Annotated in this window: 13 protein-coding genes and 1 pseudogene; 11 read left to right on the top strand and 3 right to left on the bottom strand. The window is 31.7% G+C overall.

Annotated elements, in window-relative coordinates; translation table 11 throughout:
* Positions 1-87: 87 nt before the first annotated feature.
* Positions 88-282 (top strand): annotated as a pseudogene (locus tag BV55_RS15195) (phage holin family protein); the annotation flags it as partial.
* A 24-nt stretch (positions 283-306) separates the two neighbouring features.
* Here BV55_RS15195 and BV55_RS0100210 read toward each other — a convergent pair.
* Together BV55_RS0100210 and BV55_RS0100205 are read right to left on the bottom strand one after the other, a co-directional pair.
* Positions 307-1743, bottom strand: a complete 1437-nt coding sequence (locus BV55_RS0100210) for a sensor histidine kinase (RefSeq protein ID WP_029450683.1) — start codon at positions 1741-1743, stop codon at positions 307-309.
* A complete protein-coding gene (locus BV55_RS0100205) occupies positions 1733-2428 on the bottom strand; it encodes a response regulator transcription factor (RefSeq protein WP_029450682.1) in 696 nt (231 codons plus the stop codon). Before BV55_RS0100205 ends, BV55_RS0100210 begins: the two co-directional genes overlap by 11 nt.
* A gap of 197 nt (positions 2429-2625) precedes the next feature.
* Between BV55_RS0100205 and BV55_RS0100200 the strand changes: the two genes are divergently transcribed.
* Positions 2626-3075 (top strand): DUF2680 domain-containing protein, encoded by a 450-nt coding sequence (locus BV55_RS0100200; protein WP_029450681.1) that lies wholly within the window; start codon positions 2626-2628, stop codon positions 3073-3075.
* A gap of 334 nt (positions 3076-3409) precedes the next feature.
* On the top strand, positions 3410-4387 hold the full coding sequence (locus tag BV55_RS15640) for a CAP domain-containing protein (protein ID WP_051652337.1): 978 nt from the start codon (positions 3410-3412) through the stop codon (positions 4385-4387).
* A 70-nt stretch (positions 4388-4457) separates the two neighbouring features.
* On the opposite strand, the gene BV55_RS15760 is transcribed toward BV55_RS15640, so the two are convergent.
* A complete protein-coding gene (locus BV55_RS15760; protein WP_479723177.1) occupies positions 4458-5327 on the bottom strand; it encodes a PLL family lectin in 870 nt (289 codons plus the stop codon).
* Positions 5328-6241: 914 nt separating this feature from the next.
* Here BV55_RS15760 and BV55_RS0100185 point away from each other — a divergent pair.
* The 8 genes from BV55_RS0100185 to BV55_RS0100150 all read left to right on the top strand — a co-directional run bounded on the left by BV55_RS0100185 (position 6242) and on the right by BV55_RS0100150 (position 16308).
* Entirely contained in the window at positions 6242-7219 is a 978-nt protein-coding gene (locus BV55_RS0100185) for a LacI family DNA-binding transcriptional regulator (RefSeq protein ID WP_029450678.1), read from the top strand.
* A gap of 117 nt (positions 7220-7336) precedes the next feature.
* A complete protein-coding gene (xylA, locus tag BV55_RS0100180) occupies positions 7337-8650 on the top strand; it encodes a xylose isomerase (RefSeq protein ID WP_029450677.1) in 1314 nt (437 codons plus the stop codon).
* A 59-nt stretch (positions 8651-8709) separates the two neighbouring features.
* Positions 8710-10215 carry a xylulokinase gene (gene xylB / locus BV55_RS0100175; RefSeq protein ID WP_198023172.1) on the top strand — a complete coding sequence of 502 codons (1506 nt, stop codon included), beginning with the start codon at positions 8710-8712 and terminating at the stop codon, positions 10213-10215.
* Positions 10216-10229: 14 nt separating this feature from the next.
* Positions 10230-11255: an aldose epimerase family protein gene (locus tag BV55_RS0100170; protein WP_051652336.1), complete on the top strand. Its 1026-nt coding sequence runs from the start codon at positions 10230-10232 to the stop codon at positions 11253-11255.
* A gap of 1 nt (position 11256) precedes the next feature.
* Positions 11257-12726, top strand: a complete 1470-nt coding sequence (gene nhaC, locus BV55_RS0100165) for a Na+/H+ antiporter NhaC (protein WP_029450674.1) — start codon at positions 11257-11259, stop codon at positions 12724-12726.
* 4 nt (positions 12727-12730) lie between these two features.
* Positions 12731-13903 carry a MalY/PatB family protein gene (locus BV55_RS0100160; RefSeq protein WP_029450673.1) on the top strand — a complete coding sequence of 391 codons (1173 nt, stop codon included), beginning with the start codon at positions 12731-12733 and terminating at the stop codon, positions 13901-13903.
* Between the two features lie 298 nt (positions 13904-14201).
* Positions 14202-15365: a hypothetical protein gene (locus tag BV55_RS0100155; RefSeq protein ID WP_029450672.1), complete on the top strand. Its 1164-nt coding sequence runs from the start codon at positions 14202-14204 to the stop codon at positions 15363-15365.
* A 151-nt stretch (positions 15366-15516) separates the two neighbouring features.
* Entirely contained in the window at positions 15517-16308 is a 792-nt protein-coding gene (locus tag BV55_RS0100150) for an EFR1 family ferrodoxin (protein ID WP_029450671.1), read from the top strand.
* Positions 16309-16367 lie beyond the last annotated feature (59 nt).

Raw genomic sequence — 16367 nt, 5'->3', positions numbered from 1 at the left:
TGATAACACATTAACAGTTAATATAACTAGGGTAAAAAAGAAAATTAAAGATTTAGGTAATAAAAATTCAATTTTTACAAAAAGAGGATAGGAAATATTATCGATATTTATTTTGTTAAGAGTGGTAGCGTAATCCGGACTGCTATTATCTTTTTCTATATTTCCAATGAAGGAATAAGTATTATAGAAAATGTAGCTAAGATAGGATTACCAATACCAAAACAACTAAAGGATATTTTAAAACAGCACTTAGGTTATAAAATCTCAGTGCTGTTTTTATAAAACAGGATTATTTTATAAATTATGTTAGAATTCAAATTTGAACTGTGTTTCTTCATTTTGATTACTATTAAGGGTAACATTAATAGTATGTCTGTCTGCTATTTGCTTTGCAATAGCAAGGCCAAGACCTGTGCCGTTTTTATTTGCCTCTGATTTTACCTTATAGAAGCGGTCAAAGATATAGGGTAAGTCTTCTTTTGAAATTCCAATTCCGTTATCTTTAATTGATACTGATCTATTTTTAAGTGTAAGTGTTACAACACCACCTTTAGGAGAAAACTTTATGGCATTGTCAAGAATAATAAATAACATCTGCCGTAAACGCCCATAATCTCCTAATACTTTAAATATATGAGTATCTTGATTTTGCTTTATAGTAACACTTTTTAATTTAGAAATTTGACTTGCACTACGAATTACATCATTTAGCACATCACAAAGGTTAATCTCTTGCATTTCTATTTTGAAGTCTGTATTTTGAAGACGAGATAAATCAAGTAAGTCATTTACTAGTCTTTGTAGATACAGGATTTCACGTAGCATTTGACGGTGATAGATTTTTATTTGATCAGGATCTGTTACTATTTCCTCACAGAGTGCTTCAAGAGAACCTCGAATTACTGTAACTGGTGTTCTAAGCTCATGAGAAATATTTGATATAAAGTCCTGGCGAAGCCTATAAAGCTTTTGGCGTTCCTGGCTGGCAAGGTCAAGCTGATCACTTAATACATCAATGGCAGATGCAAGCTCTCCAATTTCATCTTTTTGATATACATCTGTTTTGGTACTATAATCGCCTCCTGCAAGTTGCAGCGCTGAATTTTTCATCTTTTTTAAAGGTTTTGTAAAAGCTACTGCAAGCATTATAGATAAAAGAATAGATAAGATAAGGGCCACTAAGATGCTCAATGCTAAAATATTAAATCCTTTTGAGACACCGTCATTCATTCCTTCTACAGGAGAATGTAGGAGTAGGGCACCAATAACTTTTCCCTTAATTTCAATAGGTGTGCCTACAGTCAGTGTGGGAGCGTTTAAAAGATTGCTAAAACCCTCACTAAATGTTGTTTTTCCTTGAAAAACTTCTTTAACAACGGCTTCGGCATCCGCTGGTAAATCAGCATAATGATACTTTTTGCTTTCTATGTGGCTACCTGTAATAAGATCAAGGTTTTCGTCCACAATCCATACATCTGTCATGGCAATCTCATCTAAAAGTCGAAGATATGAACCGTACCCTAGATGCTTCCCACCTATAATATTAGTAGGGGAACTTGAATCACCTATGAGGTTAGAAAGTTTATCTGCAATAGTTACCGCACGTTTCCCTAAATCAGACTTGTAGATTTTCATGGTGTGATTTTTAAAAAGGGTCATAAAAACGCTACCTATAATTATTGAAAATAACAAAAGGGTAGCAGAAAAATACATTGTTAGTTTAAATGCAATTTTATTTTTCATCTAATTTTTCCTCGAATTTATAGCCAATGCCCCATATTGTTTTTATTTCCCAGCTGCTATGATGAAATTCTTCAAGCTTTGCACGAAGACGTTTAATATGGGAATCTACCGTTCGGCTGTCTCCATAATAATCATATCCCCAAAGTAGATTAAGCAAGTTATCTCTAGAAAATACCTTGTTTTTGTTGGTGGCAAGGGTCCATAAAAGTTCCATTTCTTTTTTTGTTAAAGATACATTTTGATTATCTATTGTTACAATGTAATCATCTAAATTGATAGTTAGATTGTGAAAGGAATAAATCTGTTGCTTTTGTAGGTCTACATGAATTATTCTTCGTAGAATTGCACGTATCCTTGCCATAACTTCACCAGGAGAAAATGGCTTTACAATATAATCGTCTGCACCAATATCAAGACCCATAATCTTTTCAAAATCTTCCCCTCGTGCTGTAATCATTATAACCGGAACATTAGAGGCCTTGCGGATATTTCTACACACTTCAAAGCCGTCCATTTTGGGCATCATTACATCAAGCAATATAAGGTCTGGCTGGAATTTTTGGAAAAGTTCCATTGCTTCAAAGCCATCTAGTGCAATTTTAGGTATGAATCCTTCTTTTCTTGCGTATTCCCCTAAAATAGAGGTAATTTGTTTATTATCATCTGCAATTAAAATAACAGGCATAGCATCACCTCGTAACTTTTTAATATGTTAATTATAACATATTAAAAAAAATACTGTGACAAAAGTATGTTTTTTCAAACTCAAATGTTCACAAATTTAAAAGAATAAAAACACAATTTTGCCATAGCTTTAATATATTCTATAATCATAGCAAACAATAAGATGCTAAGTATAAAATTATAAGGAGGTCATTTAATATGAAAAATATAAAAAAGGTTGTATCCTTAGGCGCAATAGTGTTTGCAATAGGCGCAACATCAGTTACTGCATTTGCTGCATCTAACTATACTACACGGGCTGAGGCAGTGGCAGGATTAACAGGGAAAACTGTAAACAGCGTTAATGCTGAAAGGTCTGAAGAAGGTAAAACTTATGGAGGTATTGCAAAGGACGCTGGAAAGCTAACAGAATTTAAGGCTGAGGTTCTTGAAATGAAAAAGGATGCTTTAGCTAAAAAGGTTGAAGAAGGAACAATAACACAGGAAAAGGCTGATTTAATTATCACAAAAATGGAAGAAAGACAAGCGAGCTGTGATGGAACAGGTGCTCTAAAAGGTTCTAGAAAATCTGGAGAAGGTAGAGTAAACCCTGGTGAAGGTCTTGGTAATAGAAATGGTAAGTGCATAGGTTCTGGATATGTAAAATAAATTAATGTAATATTATATCTTAAAGAGAATAAATATGATAATTGTTGCCCTAATTTTATTAGGGCTTTTTAATATATAGAAATTTGTGGTCTAATTTGTATTTATAGTTACAATGATGTTTACATTTAATAATGTGAGTATGCCTTAGCCCCTGTATTTTAGCCAATACTAAGGTACAATAAATTGATATAGTTAAAGAATGATAATTCATGAGTTAAATACTGAATTAACCACTAGGGGATTATTATTGTATTATAGGAATCAGGTTACTAATAAAAAATCATTGATTTTGTGGTATAACTAATGACAACACAAATTAAAAGGAGTGAAACTAATGAGAAAAAAGTTTATTACACTAATTATATGTGGTGCATTAACAGGTACTGGATTAATGGGAGGAACAATTAAAAGTGGTAGTGAGTGGGTTAATCCGCTAAGGGCCATTTTAGGAATAGAAAGCGTAAAGCAAGATAAAGAAAGCAATGTAGCAGAAAAGGATACTATAGTTGAAGAAAATTCTACTACAAAGGAAGTTGCTACAGAAGAAGTTAAAAATGATGAAACTAATGAATTTGTTGAATTGGTAGTTAATGGACAAGCAAAGAAGGAGCAGGTTTCTAATAAAGCTACACTAGATAATGATGTTAAATTAGAAGACAATATTAATGAAGCTAGTAAAGATAATGAATTTTCTATTGAGTTATTAAGATCAAATAGAAATTCAATGGTGTACAGACCTTCAAGGAGAAATGTAATTGTAAAACCAGCTGTAACACCAAAACCAAATACTACACCTAGTGCACCAGCTCCTGTAGTAACACCTACACCAACGCCAAATCCTGCACCGGCACCCGTGGTTACACCTGCGCCTGTTAAACCATCCACAGGAGTAGTAACAAATGATGCAAACTTTGAAGCAAAAGTTGAGCAACTAATATTTAATAGGGTAAATGCAGAAAGAGCTAAAGCGGGAATGTCTCAGTTAAGCTACAATAGCACAATGGAGAAATATGCAAGGATTAAATCAAAGGACATGGCTGATAGAGGTTATTTTGATCATAAGAATCCAGAAGGACAACTTATAACTGTTCAAATGGCTAAAGATGGAGTATCATATAGGGCTTGGGGTGAAAATATAGCTTATATAGGTGGTATTTCTGATGCAAATGCTGTTGCTGATAAGTTCATGACAAATTGGATGAATTCATCAGGTCATAGAGCAAATATATTATCATCTAACTTTACAAGCATAGGAGTTGGAATTTATAAATCAGGAAATAGATACTATGCTACTCAAGAATTTTACAAATAAATAGAGAGTATTGTAAGGGCTCTAAAGATAGAATTAATTCTATCTTTAGAGCCCTATTTTTATAGATTAATTAGTTTCTCCAAATATGCCACATTGCATTATTTCTGCCTCTAGCAAATACATCCGTTCTGTTTGAACCCCAAGATACTGCTGATGGATCAGAGGTGATGGTTCCTCCAAGATTACTCCAATTGCTCCATCTTGAGCCATTCCATGACATAGTCATTAGTTGGTTATTTTGACCTCTTGCAAATACTTCAAGTCTATTAGATGCTCTAGAAGATACTGCAGGAGCTGAAGTTATATTTCCACCAAGGTTTTGCCAACTGCTCCATCTAGAGCCATTCCAGAATATGTGATACAAACGATTGCCATCTCCACGAGCTAGAACATCAATTCTATTATTTCCCCAGGAAACAGCAGTAGGAGCTGAAGTTAGCCTTCCACCAAGATTTTCCCAATCACTCCATTTTGAACCGTTCCACCACTTATGGTACAAAGCATTATCAGTGCCACGTACAAAGGTATCAAGTCTATTACGAGACCAAGAGGAAACTGCAGGAGAAGATGTTAAAGTACCACCAAGGCTTTCCCAGTTGCTCCACCTTGAGCCATCCCAGAAGATATGCCACATAGCATTGTCTGTACCTCTTCCAAATACATCAATTCTATTGTTTGCCCATGAAACAGCAGCAGGTGCAGAAGTTAATACACCACCAAGGTTTTCAAAATCACTCCATCTTGAACCATTCCACCATTTATGATATAAAGCATTGTCAGTTCCTGTTACAAAGGTATCGAGTCTATTAGGTGCCCATGAAGAGACACCAGGACCAAAAGATAAGACACCACCAAGGTCTTCCCAATTACTCCATCTATTAGATGGGTTAGGTGGATTAGGAGGAGTAGGTGTACTAGTATTTATTAAAGTAAATTCTATTACCTCTTTAAAGGTGCTGTCAATTATATTATTAGGTACTCCACTAGAACGTAAAGAAGCAAATATCCAAGTATAACTTCTTCTGAAATTATTAAATATAGCATTTGTTCTTTGATTTATGTTTCCACTATACCTATTAGCATTGTCTATGGTGTAGGATATGGCAATACTAAAGTAAATATTAGTAAGTGCACGACTTACTCCAAATCTTTCAAAGTTTCTTACAAGGTGCGGCCTTTGAATGTTAAGAAGTGCAAGTATTCTATTTACATCTTGTTGAGGAGCCCTAGTATCTTCTAGAGATACATCATAGTTTTCATTTAAAGATCTAGAGTCATTTGAATGATCATTTTCATGAGGAATCTCCATAAATTTAGGTTCATTGAAGTTTTCAATTAAATTGTAATCTTGAAGTTCATTAGAATCTCTAATTTCATCAAGGTTTTCCAAGTTATTAAAAGCATAAATATCCTCAATATCTTTAGTATCATTAAAAACTTCAAAATCATTAACATTTTCAAGATCATCTAAAACTTTAGGGCTATTAAAAACTTTAGAGGTGTTATCATCTTCAACCCTATAAAAACTCCTCATTTGTTCATCTAATAATGAATTAAAAGCTTGATTATCTGCAAGGGGACAATAAAAGAATGGATTATACATTAGAAACCTCCTAATATTTTGCTGCGAATTTTAAATTCTCATCAGTTATATTGTATTCTTAAAGACTAAAGCTGTTACAGAAATATTAGATAGAATGATAAGAAGTTGAAGATATTGCACTATTATTATAGACGACTAAATCTTGACAATGGTATGTAAACGATATACAATATGAGAAAGAAGTAATTTTTCTATAAACATGTAACATGTTACACAGGGCATGTAACATGTTACATAAGGAGGTGAGTCATATGGCAAATATTAGAGATATAGCAAGAGAGAGTGGATTAAGTATAGGTACAATTTCTAGGTATATAAATTCTACAGGATATGTTAGTGAAGAATCTGCTAAAAAGATCCAAATGGTTATTAATGAAATGAACTACACCCCTAATCAACATGCTCGTGCTCTATTTAATAGTAAATCTAAAATTATCGGATTAGTATTTCCAAGCTTAATTAATCCATACTTTTCAGAATTAGCAACTATTTTTGAGCATTTACTTCAAGAAAAGGGGTATGTAATTATTCTTTGTAACACTGAGGATAGTAGAGAAAAAGAATTACAAGCATTAGAGTTATTAAAAGGATTTAGAGTAGAGGGTATAATTTTGGGAAGATCTCAGTGCAAGAATGAATTAAATAAAATAAACATACCAATGATTTCTTATGAGAGTACAGTTGAGAATAATAATATCATAACAGTTTCTGCGGATAATTATAAAGGAGGGGCTCAGGCATTCGAACATCTTTATAAAAAGGGTTGCAGAAAGTTATTACACATTAAAGGACCTACAAGCTTTGAAGCAACCCAATTAAGGTATGAAGGATTTATAGATGCGGCTAATAAAAAAGGTATCAAACCAGAAATAATTAACTTTGATACTGATTTTGATTTACAGAATAAAAATTACATTGATGGTGTTTTAGATAATTACGATATGAAGAAATACGATGGAATATTTGTATTTAATGACATTGTAGCAGCACAAATGTTGAGGTATCTAAATGAAAAGCAGATAAAAGTACCTAAAGATATTAAACTTTTAGGCTTTGATAATTCATATATATGTGACCTTTTAAGTCCAAGGCTATCTACTATTGAACAACCAATAATTAGTATTGCAGAACGTTGTATTGAATTATTGTTTGAAATAATTGATGGTAAGGAGGTTTATGAAAAAGAGCATTTAATAACAACTAGGATAATTCAAAGGGAGACTACGTAATTAATGCTTTTAAGGCTGAATTAGCGATATTACATATTAATATTGAGTTGTTTAAAAATAATAAATTTTTGTGCGAAACGTAAAGATTAAAATAAACAATATGAAAGGAAGACAGATATGAAGGAATATTTTAAAGGCATACCAGAAGTTAAATACGAAGGAAAAGATTCAATTAATCCATTTGCTTTCAAATTTTATGATGCAAAAAGAGTAATTGATGGTAAGAGTATGGAAGAACATTTGAAGTTTGCAATGTCATGGTGGCACACAATGACTGCAACGGGAACAGATCCTTTTGGAGCAGGAACAATAGATAGAAATTATGGACAAACAGAATCTATGGAAATAGCAAGAGCAAAAGTTGACGCTGCATTTGAACTAATGAAAAAGCTCGGCATTAAATATTTTTGTTTTCATGATGTAGATATTGTTCCAGAAGGAAAAGACCTCAAAGAAACTAAAGAAAATTTATCAGTTATTGTTGATTACATTGAAGAAAAGATGAAAGGAACTGATATTAAACTATTATGGGGAACAGCAAACTGTTTCTCAAGCCCAAGATATATGCATGGTGCCGGTACATCCTGTAATGCAGATTCATTTTCCTATGCAGCTTCTCAAATTAAAAATGCTATTGATGCAACAATACAATTAGGTGGAAGTGGGTATGTTTTTTGGGGTGGAAGGGAAGGTTATGAGACTCTATTGAACACAGATATGGGATTTGAACTTGATAATATGGCAAGGTTAATGAAGATGGCTGTTAAGTATGCTAGAAAAAAAGGTTTTAATGGAGATTTTTATATTGAACCTAAACCAAAGGAACCAACTAAGCATCAATATGATTTCGATGCCGCAACAGTTATTGGTTTTCTTAGAAAATATGACTTAATGGATGATTTTAAATTAAACATTGAGGCTAATCATGCAACTTTAGCTGGACATACATTTCCTCATGAACTAGCAGTAGCTAGAATAAATGGAGTATTTGGAAGTGTGGATGCAAATCAAGGAGACTCACTTTTAGGTTGGGATACTGATCAATTTCCAACAGATGTTAAGGAGGCAACTTTATCAATGCTTGAAATTATTAAAGCTGGAGGATTTACAAACGGTGGATTAAATTTTGATGCCAAAGTAAGAAGACCTTCCTTTACCTTTGAAGATATTGTTTATGGATATATAAGCGGTATGGATACATTTGCTCTAGGATTGATAAAGGCTTATGAAGTTATTGAAGATGGTAGAATTGATGAGTTTATTGAAAAAAGGTACGCAAGCTATGAGTCAGGAATTGGTAAGAAAATTTTAAATAACGAAGTTACATTAGAAGAACTAGAAGCGTACACTCTTGAAAATAAAGAAAGACCAATGGAAAGTGGCAGACAAGAATACCTAGAAACAATACTAAATCAAATATTATATAAATAATTAAAAGATTAAAACAAAATGTGATATTTTTATGATTCATTTAGAAAGGAGGTGTTAAAGTGAAATATTTACTAGGAATGGATTTAGGGACATCATCATTAAAAATTGTACTATATGATGAAAAATTCAAAGAAATTCAAAGGGTTTCAGAAGCATATGAAATGAATCAACCACATAATGGTTGGGCTGAACAGAATCCAGAAGATTGGATAACTGCCCTAGATAAGGGTGTAAAAAAGATATTAGAACAATCCATGGTTAACCCAAAAGATATTATTAGCATTGGTTTAACCGGACAGATGCATAGTTTAGTTATGTTGGATGAAAAAAACAAAGTGATTAGACCAGCAATTTTATGGTGTGATCAAAGAACAAGTTTAGAATGTGAAGAAATAACTGAAGTTTTAGGTAGAGAATTTTTGATTAACGAGACTGCAAATCCAGCTTTACCAGGGTTTACATTATCAAAATTAATATGGGTTAAGAAAAATGAACCAGAAAATTATAAACGTTGCAGGCACATTTTATTACCCAAAGATTATCTGCGATTATATTTAACGGGGGAATATGCAACCGATGTATCTGATGCTAGTGGGATGCAAATGTTAAATGTTAAAGGTAGAACTTGGTCTATAGAACTAATGGAGAAATTGGATTTAGATCCAGGGATTTTGCCAAAGGTTTATGAGTCTATAGAAGTTACGGGTAGAATTCAACAGCATATTACAACTAAACTTGGATTAGATAAAGAAACATTAGTAGTAGCAGGGGCAGGCGATAATGCTGCTGCAGCTGTAGGATGTGGTGTAGTAAAGGATAAAATGGCATTTACTACAATAGGAACGAGTGGAGTTGTATTTGCCCATACTTCTAAAATTAAGATTGATAAAAAAGGTAGAGTTCACACATTTTGTGCAGCTGTACCAGGAACTTGGCATGTTATGGGGGTAACACAAGCAGCTGGATTATCACTTACTTGGTTTTTAGAAAACTTCTATAAAGATATTTCAGAAAAAGTAATATTTGAGGAACTAGATGATATCTTGAGTAAAGTACAAATTGGAAGTGATAAGTTAATTTATCTACCATACTTAATGGGGGAGAGAACTCCTCATTTAGATTCTAAATGTAGAGGGGCATTTGTTGGGTTATCAGCTAAACATAAAAGAGAAAGTATGCTTAGGGCAGTAATTGAAGGGGTAACATTCTCTTTAAGAGATTGCTATTCAGTGGTAAGCGAACTTGGAATTGAAATAAACACAATGAAAATAACTGGTGGGGGTTCCAATAATAAAATATGGTCTCAAATGATAGCGGATAATTATGACTGTGATATTAGCAGTACATTTAAAGATTCAGGTACAACCCTAGGAGCAGCTATATTAGCTTCTGTAGGAGTGGGCTTATACGACAATGTTGAAGAAGTTTGTAAATGGGCTGTATCTTTTAAGGATGATTACAAACCTAACCAACGTAATAGGGAAGTTTATAATAAATACTATAAAATATATAAGAAGCTATATCATGATTTGAAACAAACTTTTGTAGAATTAAATTCTCTTTAGTAAGGAGCGGAAATATGATAAGTAAGGTGGCATTTGGAACTTATAATGGTGAAATTGTATATGGGTTTATTTTAGAAAATGAAAAGATTAAAGTTCAAATAATAGAGTATGGTGCAACAATAACTAAAATTTACATGAAAGAAGAAAATCGGGATGTTGTATTAGGTTATGATGATTTAGAAGGATATATTAAAGATACCTGCTTTTTTGGAAGTACTGTGGGGCGTTGTGCCAATAGAATTGAAGCTGCAAACTATATACAAGGAAGAAAAATAGTTCAATTAGAGAAAAATGATGGGGAAAATCATCTGCATGGTGGAACTTTTGGATTGCATAAGAAACTCTGGAAAGGAAAAGTTGAAGGGAAATCAGTTATATTAAGGATCACTTGTAAAGAAAGTGAAGATAAATATCCAGGAACTATTGAAATAAAGATAACTGTAGAACTTATAGGTGAGCAACTTATTTTTCACTATTATGCTGAATCAGATGAAGATACATTAATAAATTTAACCAATCACAGTTATTTTAATTTAAATGGACACAATTCAGGGAATATATTTACTCATTACTTGAAGTTGAATGCTAAATTATTTATGCCCTGTAGGGAAGACTTAATACCAGATAATAGGATTTGTTTTACGAAAGATACACCTTTTGATTTTGAAGAATTATGTCAATTAGAAAAACCTAATGATAAAAATAATGAGCAGATTAGAATATGTAAAGGATATGATCATAACTATATTGTTGATAAAAGTAACAATTCATTAGGAATTTTGGCTGAGATATGGAGTGAAGATAAGAAGGTTTGTTTAAAAATATATTCAGATGCTCCATGTTTTCAACTATATACAGGAAATAGCATAAATAATGTTTTAGGAAAAGAAAAATCTATATATAAATCATATCAAGGAATATGTATTGAACCACAACTCGCACCTAATGCTATTAATTCACCCTGGATGTCAAGTCCACTAATTAAAAAGAGAGAGAAGTATCAAAGAATAATTAAATATCAATTTAACGGAGGGGAATAAAATGAATAAAGAAAAGAGAAAACCTAGTTTCTTTTTAGCTGTGTTACCAATTATTACAATGATATTATTTTTAGGCATAGGCTATGGTGTTATGGGATTAGCCGCGGAAGTTTTAATGCTATGTTCAGCTGCTGTAGCGGGGATAATTGCTATTTATTTAGGTTATACATGGGATGATATTATGAATTCCATTGTGCAAAAGTTGTCTAAGACAATGCCAGCTATATTTATCTTAATTATCGTAGGATTTTTAATAGGTTCATGGATGATTGGTGGAACAATTCCTATGATGGTTTACTATGGATTAAAAATTATAAATCCTAAATATATTGTGATTACATCATTTTTAGTGACAGCAGTAGTTTCAGTTTGCACAGGGACATCTTGGGGATCAGCAGGTACCATAGGTGTTGCACTTATGGGAGTGGCTTCTGGAATGGGGGCACCTCTTCCAATTGTAGCAGGAGCAATTGTATCAGGAGCATATTTTGGTGATAAGATGTCTCCACTATCAGATACTACAAATTTAGCACCTATTGCTGCAGGATCTAAACTTTATGACCATATTCAACATATGTTTTATACAACATTACCTGGCTTTGCTATTTGTTGCATAGTATACACTTTTGTTGGATTTAATATGGTATCAGTTGCTTCTAATAGCGGATCTTCAATAGTAACTGAAATCTTAGGCTCCTTAAATATGATTTTTTCACTTAATATCTTTACAGTTATACCAGTATTGATGGTTTTATATGGTTCAATTAGAAAGAAACCAACCATACCTGTAATGCTTTTATCAAGTACAATTGCTTTTGTGAATGCCATTGCATTTCAAGGATTCACAATTAAGCAGTGCTTTGACGCAGCAATTGGAGGCTTCAAATTAGAAATGATTTCTCCTGCAATTGTCGATTATACTACATTAATTCCTGACATTACTCGTTTATTACAAAGAGGTGGCATGATGTCAATGTTAGGCACTGTATTAATTGCTTTTTGTGCTTATGGATTTGCGGGTACACTTGCAGTAACAGGATCTCTTGATATTGTGTTAGAAAAGCTTATGAAATCAGTAAAGAGTACTGGTCAATTGATTGTAACAACTATCATTTCATGTATTACCTGTGTCTTTGTTACAAGTAATGGACAGTTATCTATATTAATTCCTGGAGAAATGTTTAGTAAAACTTATATAAAAAGAGGATTAGCTCCTAAAAACTTATCAAGAACTTTGGAGGATTCGGCAACGGTAGTTGAACCTATTGTTCCATGGACTGCAGCAGGGGTTTATATGGCTACAACATTAGGAGTCCCAACTCTTTCATATTTACCTTGGGCTATTATATGTTATACTGGAGTGATTTTTGCAATCATTTGGGGATATACTGGATTTGGTATTGCAAAAATTAATGAAGGGGACGAGTATTACGAAGAGTATGTAAGATTAAATAATGAAAGTGAGGTGTAATAAAATGAATTCACTTTTTGATGAAATAATAAACCGTAGAGGGACTAATTGTGGAAGATGGGATACCATGGATACACTTTATAAAGATCCAGAAATAATTCATATGGGAGTTGCAGATATGGATTTTAAGTCTCCACCTGCAATTATTAAAGGATTTAAAGAAATTATTGATCAAGGGGTTTTTGGATATACTGATTTAAGTGAAGGTCTATTTAATAGCATACAAAGGTGGTATATAAAGCAATATGAAATAGAAATTCCTAAAGAATGGATTGTATTTTGCCCAAGGATTAATATATCATCAAGTCTATGCGTTTCTATATTTAGCAATGAAGGCGATGATGTGATAATTAATACACCAGCTTATGGACCTTTACAAAATTCAATTACAAAGAATAATAGAAATAAGGTATTTAGTAATTTAAAATTAGAAGATGATTTATATGTAATAGACTGGCCAGATATGAATAAAAAGGTGTCAAATAAAACAAAAATGATGATTTTATGTAATCCTCATAATCCAACAGGGAGGGTTTGGAATAAGAAAGAATTAGTTGAAATATCTGATTTTTGTATTGAAAAGGATATACTACTATATTGTGATGAAATCCATGGAGATATCACTGCTAATGGTATCAAACATACCACAATGATAAATTTATCAGATGAGTTGAATGAAAGATTAATCGTTGCAGGTTCTATGACTAAAACTTTTAATATACCAGGTGTAATAGTATCTTTTCTAATTATACCTAACAAACAATTAAGAGATAAAGTAAAAGAAGAAATTGATCGTATTGGAATGCATAATCCTTCTATATTTGCTGTAAAAGCAGTAGAAGAAGCTTATAACAACTGTGATGAATGGTATGAAGAAATGAAAGAATATATAGATGGGAATGATGATTTAGTTAGACGTTTCTTATCAGAAAAGTTCCCGGAATTTAAAGTGATGCCTAGGCAAGGTACTTACTTACTATGGATTAACTATAGTAAGTCAGGAAAAACTTCAAAAGAAATAGAGACTTGGTTTTTAGAAAAAGCAAAGGTATCAGTCTATATGGGAGATGTTTTTGGACAAGGTGGAGATGGATTTTTTAGATTTAACTTAGCGTCTTCAAAGTTAATAATCCAAGAGGTTTTAAATCGAATGGAAGAGGCAAAGAAATTTCTTTAGTTAAACATAGAACAATATAATAAAATATAAATACTAACCTATAGTGAGGTATGAAGATACCATGATTATAGGTTAGTATTTATTTGTGGAGGATATTTTTGAATTTATTCAATATAGTCTCGTAAGATAACTGTTAAAACCATAAAGGTTTTGTAACTACATAATTTTCAATTAAGATAAAACAAGGTATTACTAATGATAAAGGTTATATTTATTTAAGATATTTAATAATAATAATAAGAGGAATATAAAGGAAAAGATTTTTGAATTTTAAAATCTAGATATTTAGGAGGAGTGTATGGATATTTTTGATATTTTAAAAAGCATTACTAAAGAGCCTAATAAAGATCAAAGAGGAGATCATAGTACAAACAGTAAATATACAAAAGAAGAAATTGCAATGATAAAAAAGCATAACTTATATGTAGATAAAAAGTTACTTATTATAACTAATAAGATGTCACACATTTTAGAAAAGCTGCCACTTGAAATTCAAGACAACTTTTGCTATAAGATAAGAATAAAATTGTTATTATCTGACTGTAACATTAAATTATCAGCGAATCAAATAAAAGAGTCAGATAATGTATTAAAGGATATAGATGAAGATATATTTGAAAGATTACTAAATGAATTAGTAGTCTTAAAAATAGTAAATAAGCTAGAGGATCGATTAGTAACTAAATATGTAGATGGGCCTAAGATTAGGTTTAATGAATTTTTATTAGTTGAAATATACAAGGTTCAAATAGAAGAAGAAATTGAAAAAGCTAAATTTCAGCTAGAACCCTTTAAGGAGTTACAGGAAGAACAGGTAGAGTATATATTAAATAAAGTAAGAGTTTTACATGCTATAAAGTCATCTTTTAGGCCAATATTATTAAATGAATTTGCTTTATATGATAAGGCTTTAGAGGAATTTGGAACTGCTAAGATTGAAATTATTATAAAGGAATTAATTAATTCGGAAAACATTATAGAAACTGTAATTAAAAATGAAGATGCATATTCATTTCTAACTGATAAAGATTTTATAAAAGCTGACGTTAATAAACAAGAATATATAAATAATGAAATTAAAATTTTTAAGAACATGGAAGAGGCCTCTAAGGATAAGGATCCAGTTATAATAACTAAAAGGGTAAAAGCTAATAAAAAAATAGATAAAGTAGAAGTTAAAGAGCCTAATAAAATAGAAAAGTTAGAAGTTGAAGAGAGTAATAAAATAGGAAAAATAGAGGTGGAAGAACATAATGAAATAGATAAGGTAGACATGGATGTAAGTATAGGAGAACATAATAATGGGGGTAAGGAAAAGCTTAAAAAAAAGGATGATATAGATATGGAAGCAAACACAGAGGATTATAAGGAGGTATATAAGATAGAAATGGAGGCAACTATAGGAGATGGAATTAATGAAGTGTCAAATGGCAAGACTATAATAAATAAAAAGGGTAATTAAATATATTAACTATAACTATATAACCTCTAATCTGATTTTTAAAATTAGGTAGGAGGTTTTATTTAGTGTAAGTATAAATAAGAAGTATTTTAATAAAGGCACTTAAAGATGATATAATGGGAATTATAAATATGGTGATAGGTGGGATAATATGATATTTTATTTTTCAGGAACAGGGAATTCCTTTGATGTAGCTAAAGATATTTCAAAGCATAATAATGAGGAGTTAATTTCTATAGCCTCTTTGATTAATAGTGGTAAGACTGAATTTGAGTATATATTAAAAGATAATGAAATTATAGGGTTTGTGTATCCAGTTTATGCCTGGGCGCCACCAAAAATTGTTCTTAAATTTATTGAAAAGCTAAAGCTTACTAATTATAAAGATAATTATGCTTTTACTGTAGTAACTTGTGGGTCTAATATAGGAAACACAATGAAGGCTATGAGTTCTGCATTACAGAAAAGAAATTTTGAGTTGCACAGTGGCTTTTCTTTAATAATGCCTAATAATTATATTATTATGGGGGATGTTGATTCAAAGGAAGTCGAAGATAAGAAACTTTCAGAAGCTAAAGAAATATTGAAGTATATAAATAGTGTCATAGATAAAAGAGAAAAGGGTATATTTAAGGTAGTAAAAGGAGCTATGCCTGGACTTTTAACAAGTGTTATAAATCCACTTTTTAGTAACGGTGGTAACAAAACAAAGAAGTTTTACGCTAAGGATAATTGTATAAGCTGTGGAATTTGTGAGAGTGTTTGTAACTCTAAAACCATAAAGGTTAATGGAAAGCCTACTTGGGGAGAGGATTGCACTCAGTGTTTGGCATGTCTTCATCTATGTCCAGTTCAAGCTATTCAATATGGAAAAGGTACAGAAAACAAAGGAAGATATAAAAATCCTAATGTAACTATAGATGAGATGAAGATAAACAAGTAAAGAACATAAAATTAACCTAATTATGGAACAGAAGATAAATATAGAACTTGGAGGATAAA

Origin of the sequence: Clostridium algidicarnis (assembly GCF_000703125.1) — a bacterium.
In the GTDB taxonomy this organism is placed as follows: Bacteria; Bacillota; Clostridia; order Clostridiales; family Clostridiaceae; genus Clostridium_L; species Clostridium_L algidicarnis.
This window is presented reverse-complemented; position numbering and strand designations above follow the sequence as displayed.

Bases quoted from the DNA above. Each gene is read 5' to 3' on its own strand.
- BV55_RS0100210 (WP_029450683.1), bottom strand. From the start codon at position 1,743: ATGAAAAATAAAATTGCATTTAAACTAACAATGTATTTTTCTGCTACC.
- BV55_RS15640 (WP_051652337.1), top strand. From the start codon at position 3,410: ATGAGAAAAAAGTTTATTACACTAATTATATGTGGTGCATTAACAGGT.
- BV55_RS0100185 (WP_029450678.1), top strand. From the start codon at position 6,242: ATGGCAAATATTAGAGATATAGCAAGAGAGAGTGGATTAAGTATAGGT.
- BV55_RS0100150 (WP_029450671.1), top strand. From the start codon at position 15,517: ATGATATTTTATTTTTCAGGAACAGGGAATTCCTTTGATGTAGCTAAA.
- BV55_RS0100160 (WP_029450673.1), top strand. From the start codon at position 12,731: ATGAATTCACTTTTTGATGAAATAATAAACCGTAGAGGGACTAATTGT.
- nhaC (WP_029450674.1), top strand. From the start codon at position 11,257: ATGAATAAAGAAAAGAGAAAACCTAGTTTCTTTTTAGCTGTGTTACCA.
- BV55_RS0100200 (WP_029450681.1), top strand. From the start codon at position 2,626: ATGAAAAATATAAAAAAGGTTGTATCCTTAGGCGCAATAGTGTTTGCA.
- xylA (WP_029450677.1), top strand. From the start codon at position 7,337: ATGAAGGAATATTTTAAAGGCATACCAGAAGTTAAATACGAAGGAAAA.
- BV55_RS0100155 (WP_029450672.1), top strand. From the start codon at position 14,202: ATGGATATTTTTGATATTTTAAAAAGCATTACTAAAGAGCCTAATAAA.
- BV55_RS0100205 (WP_029450682.1), bottom strand. From the start codon at position 2,428: ATGCCTGTTATTTTAATTGCAGATGATAATAAACAAATTACCTCTATT.
- BV55_RS0100170 (WP_051652336.1), top strand. From the start codon at position 10,230: ATGATAAGTAAGGTGGCATTTGGAACTTATAATGGTGAAATTGTATAT.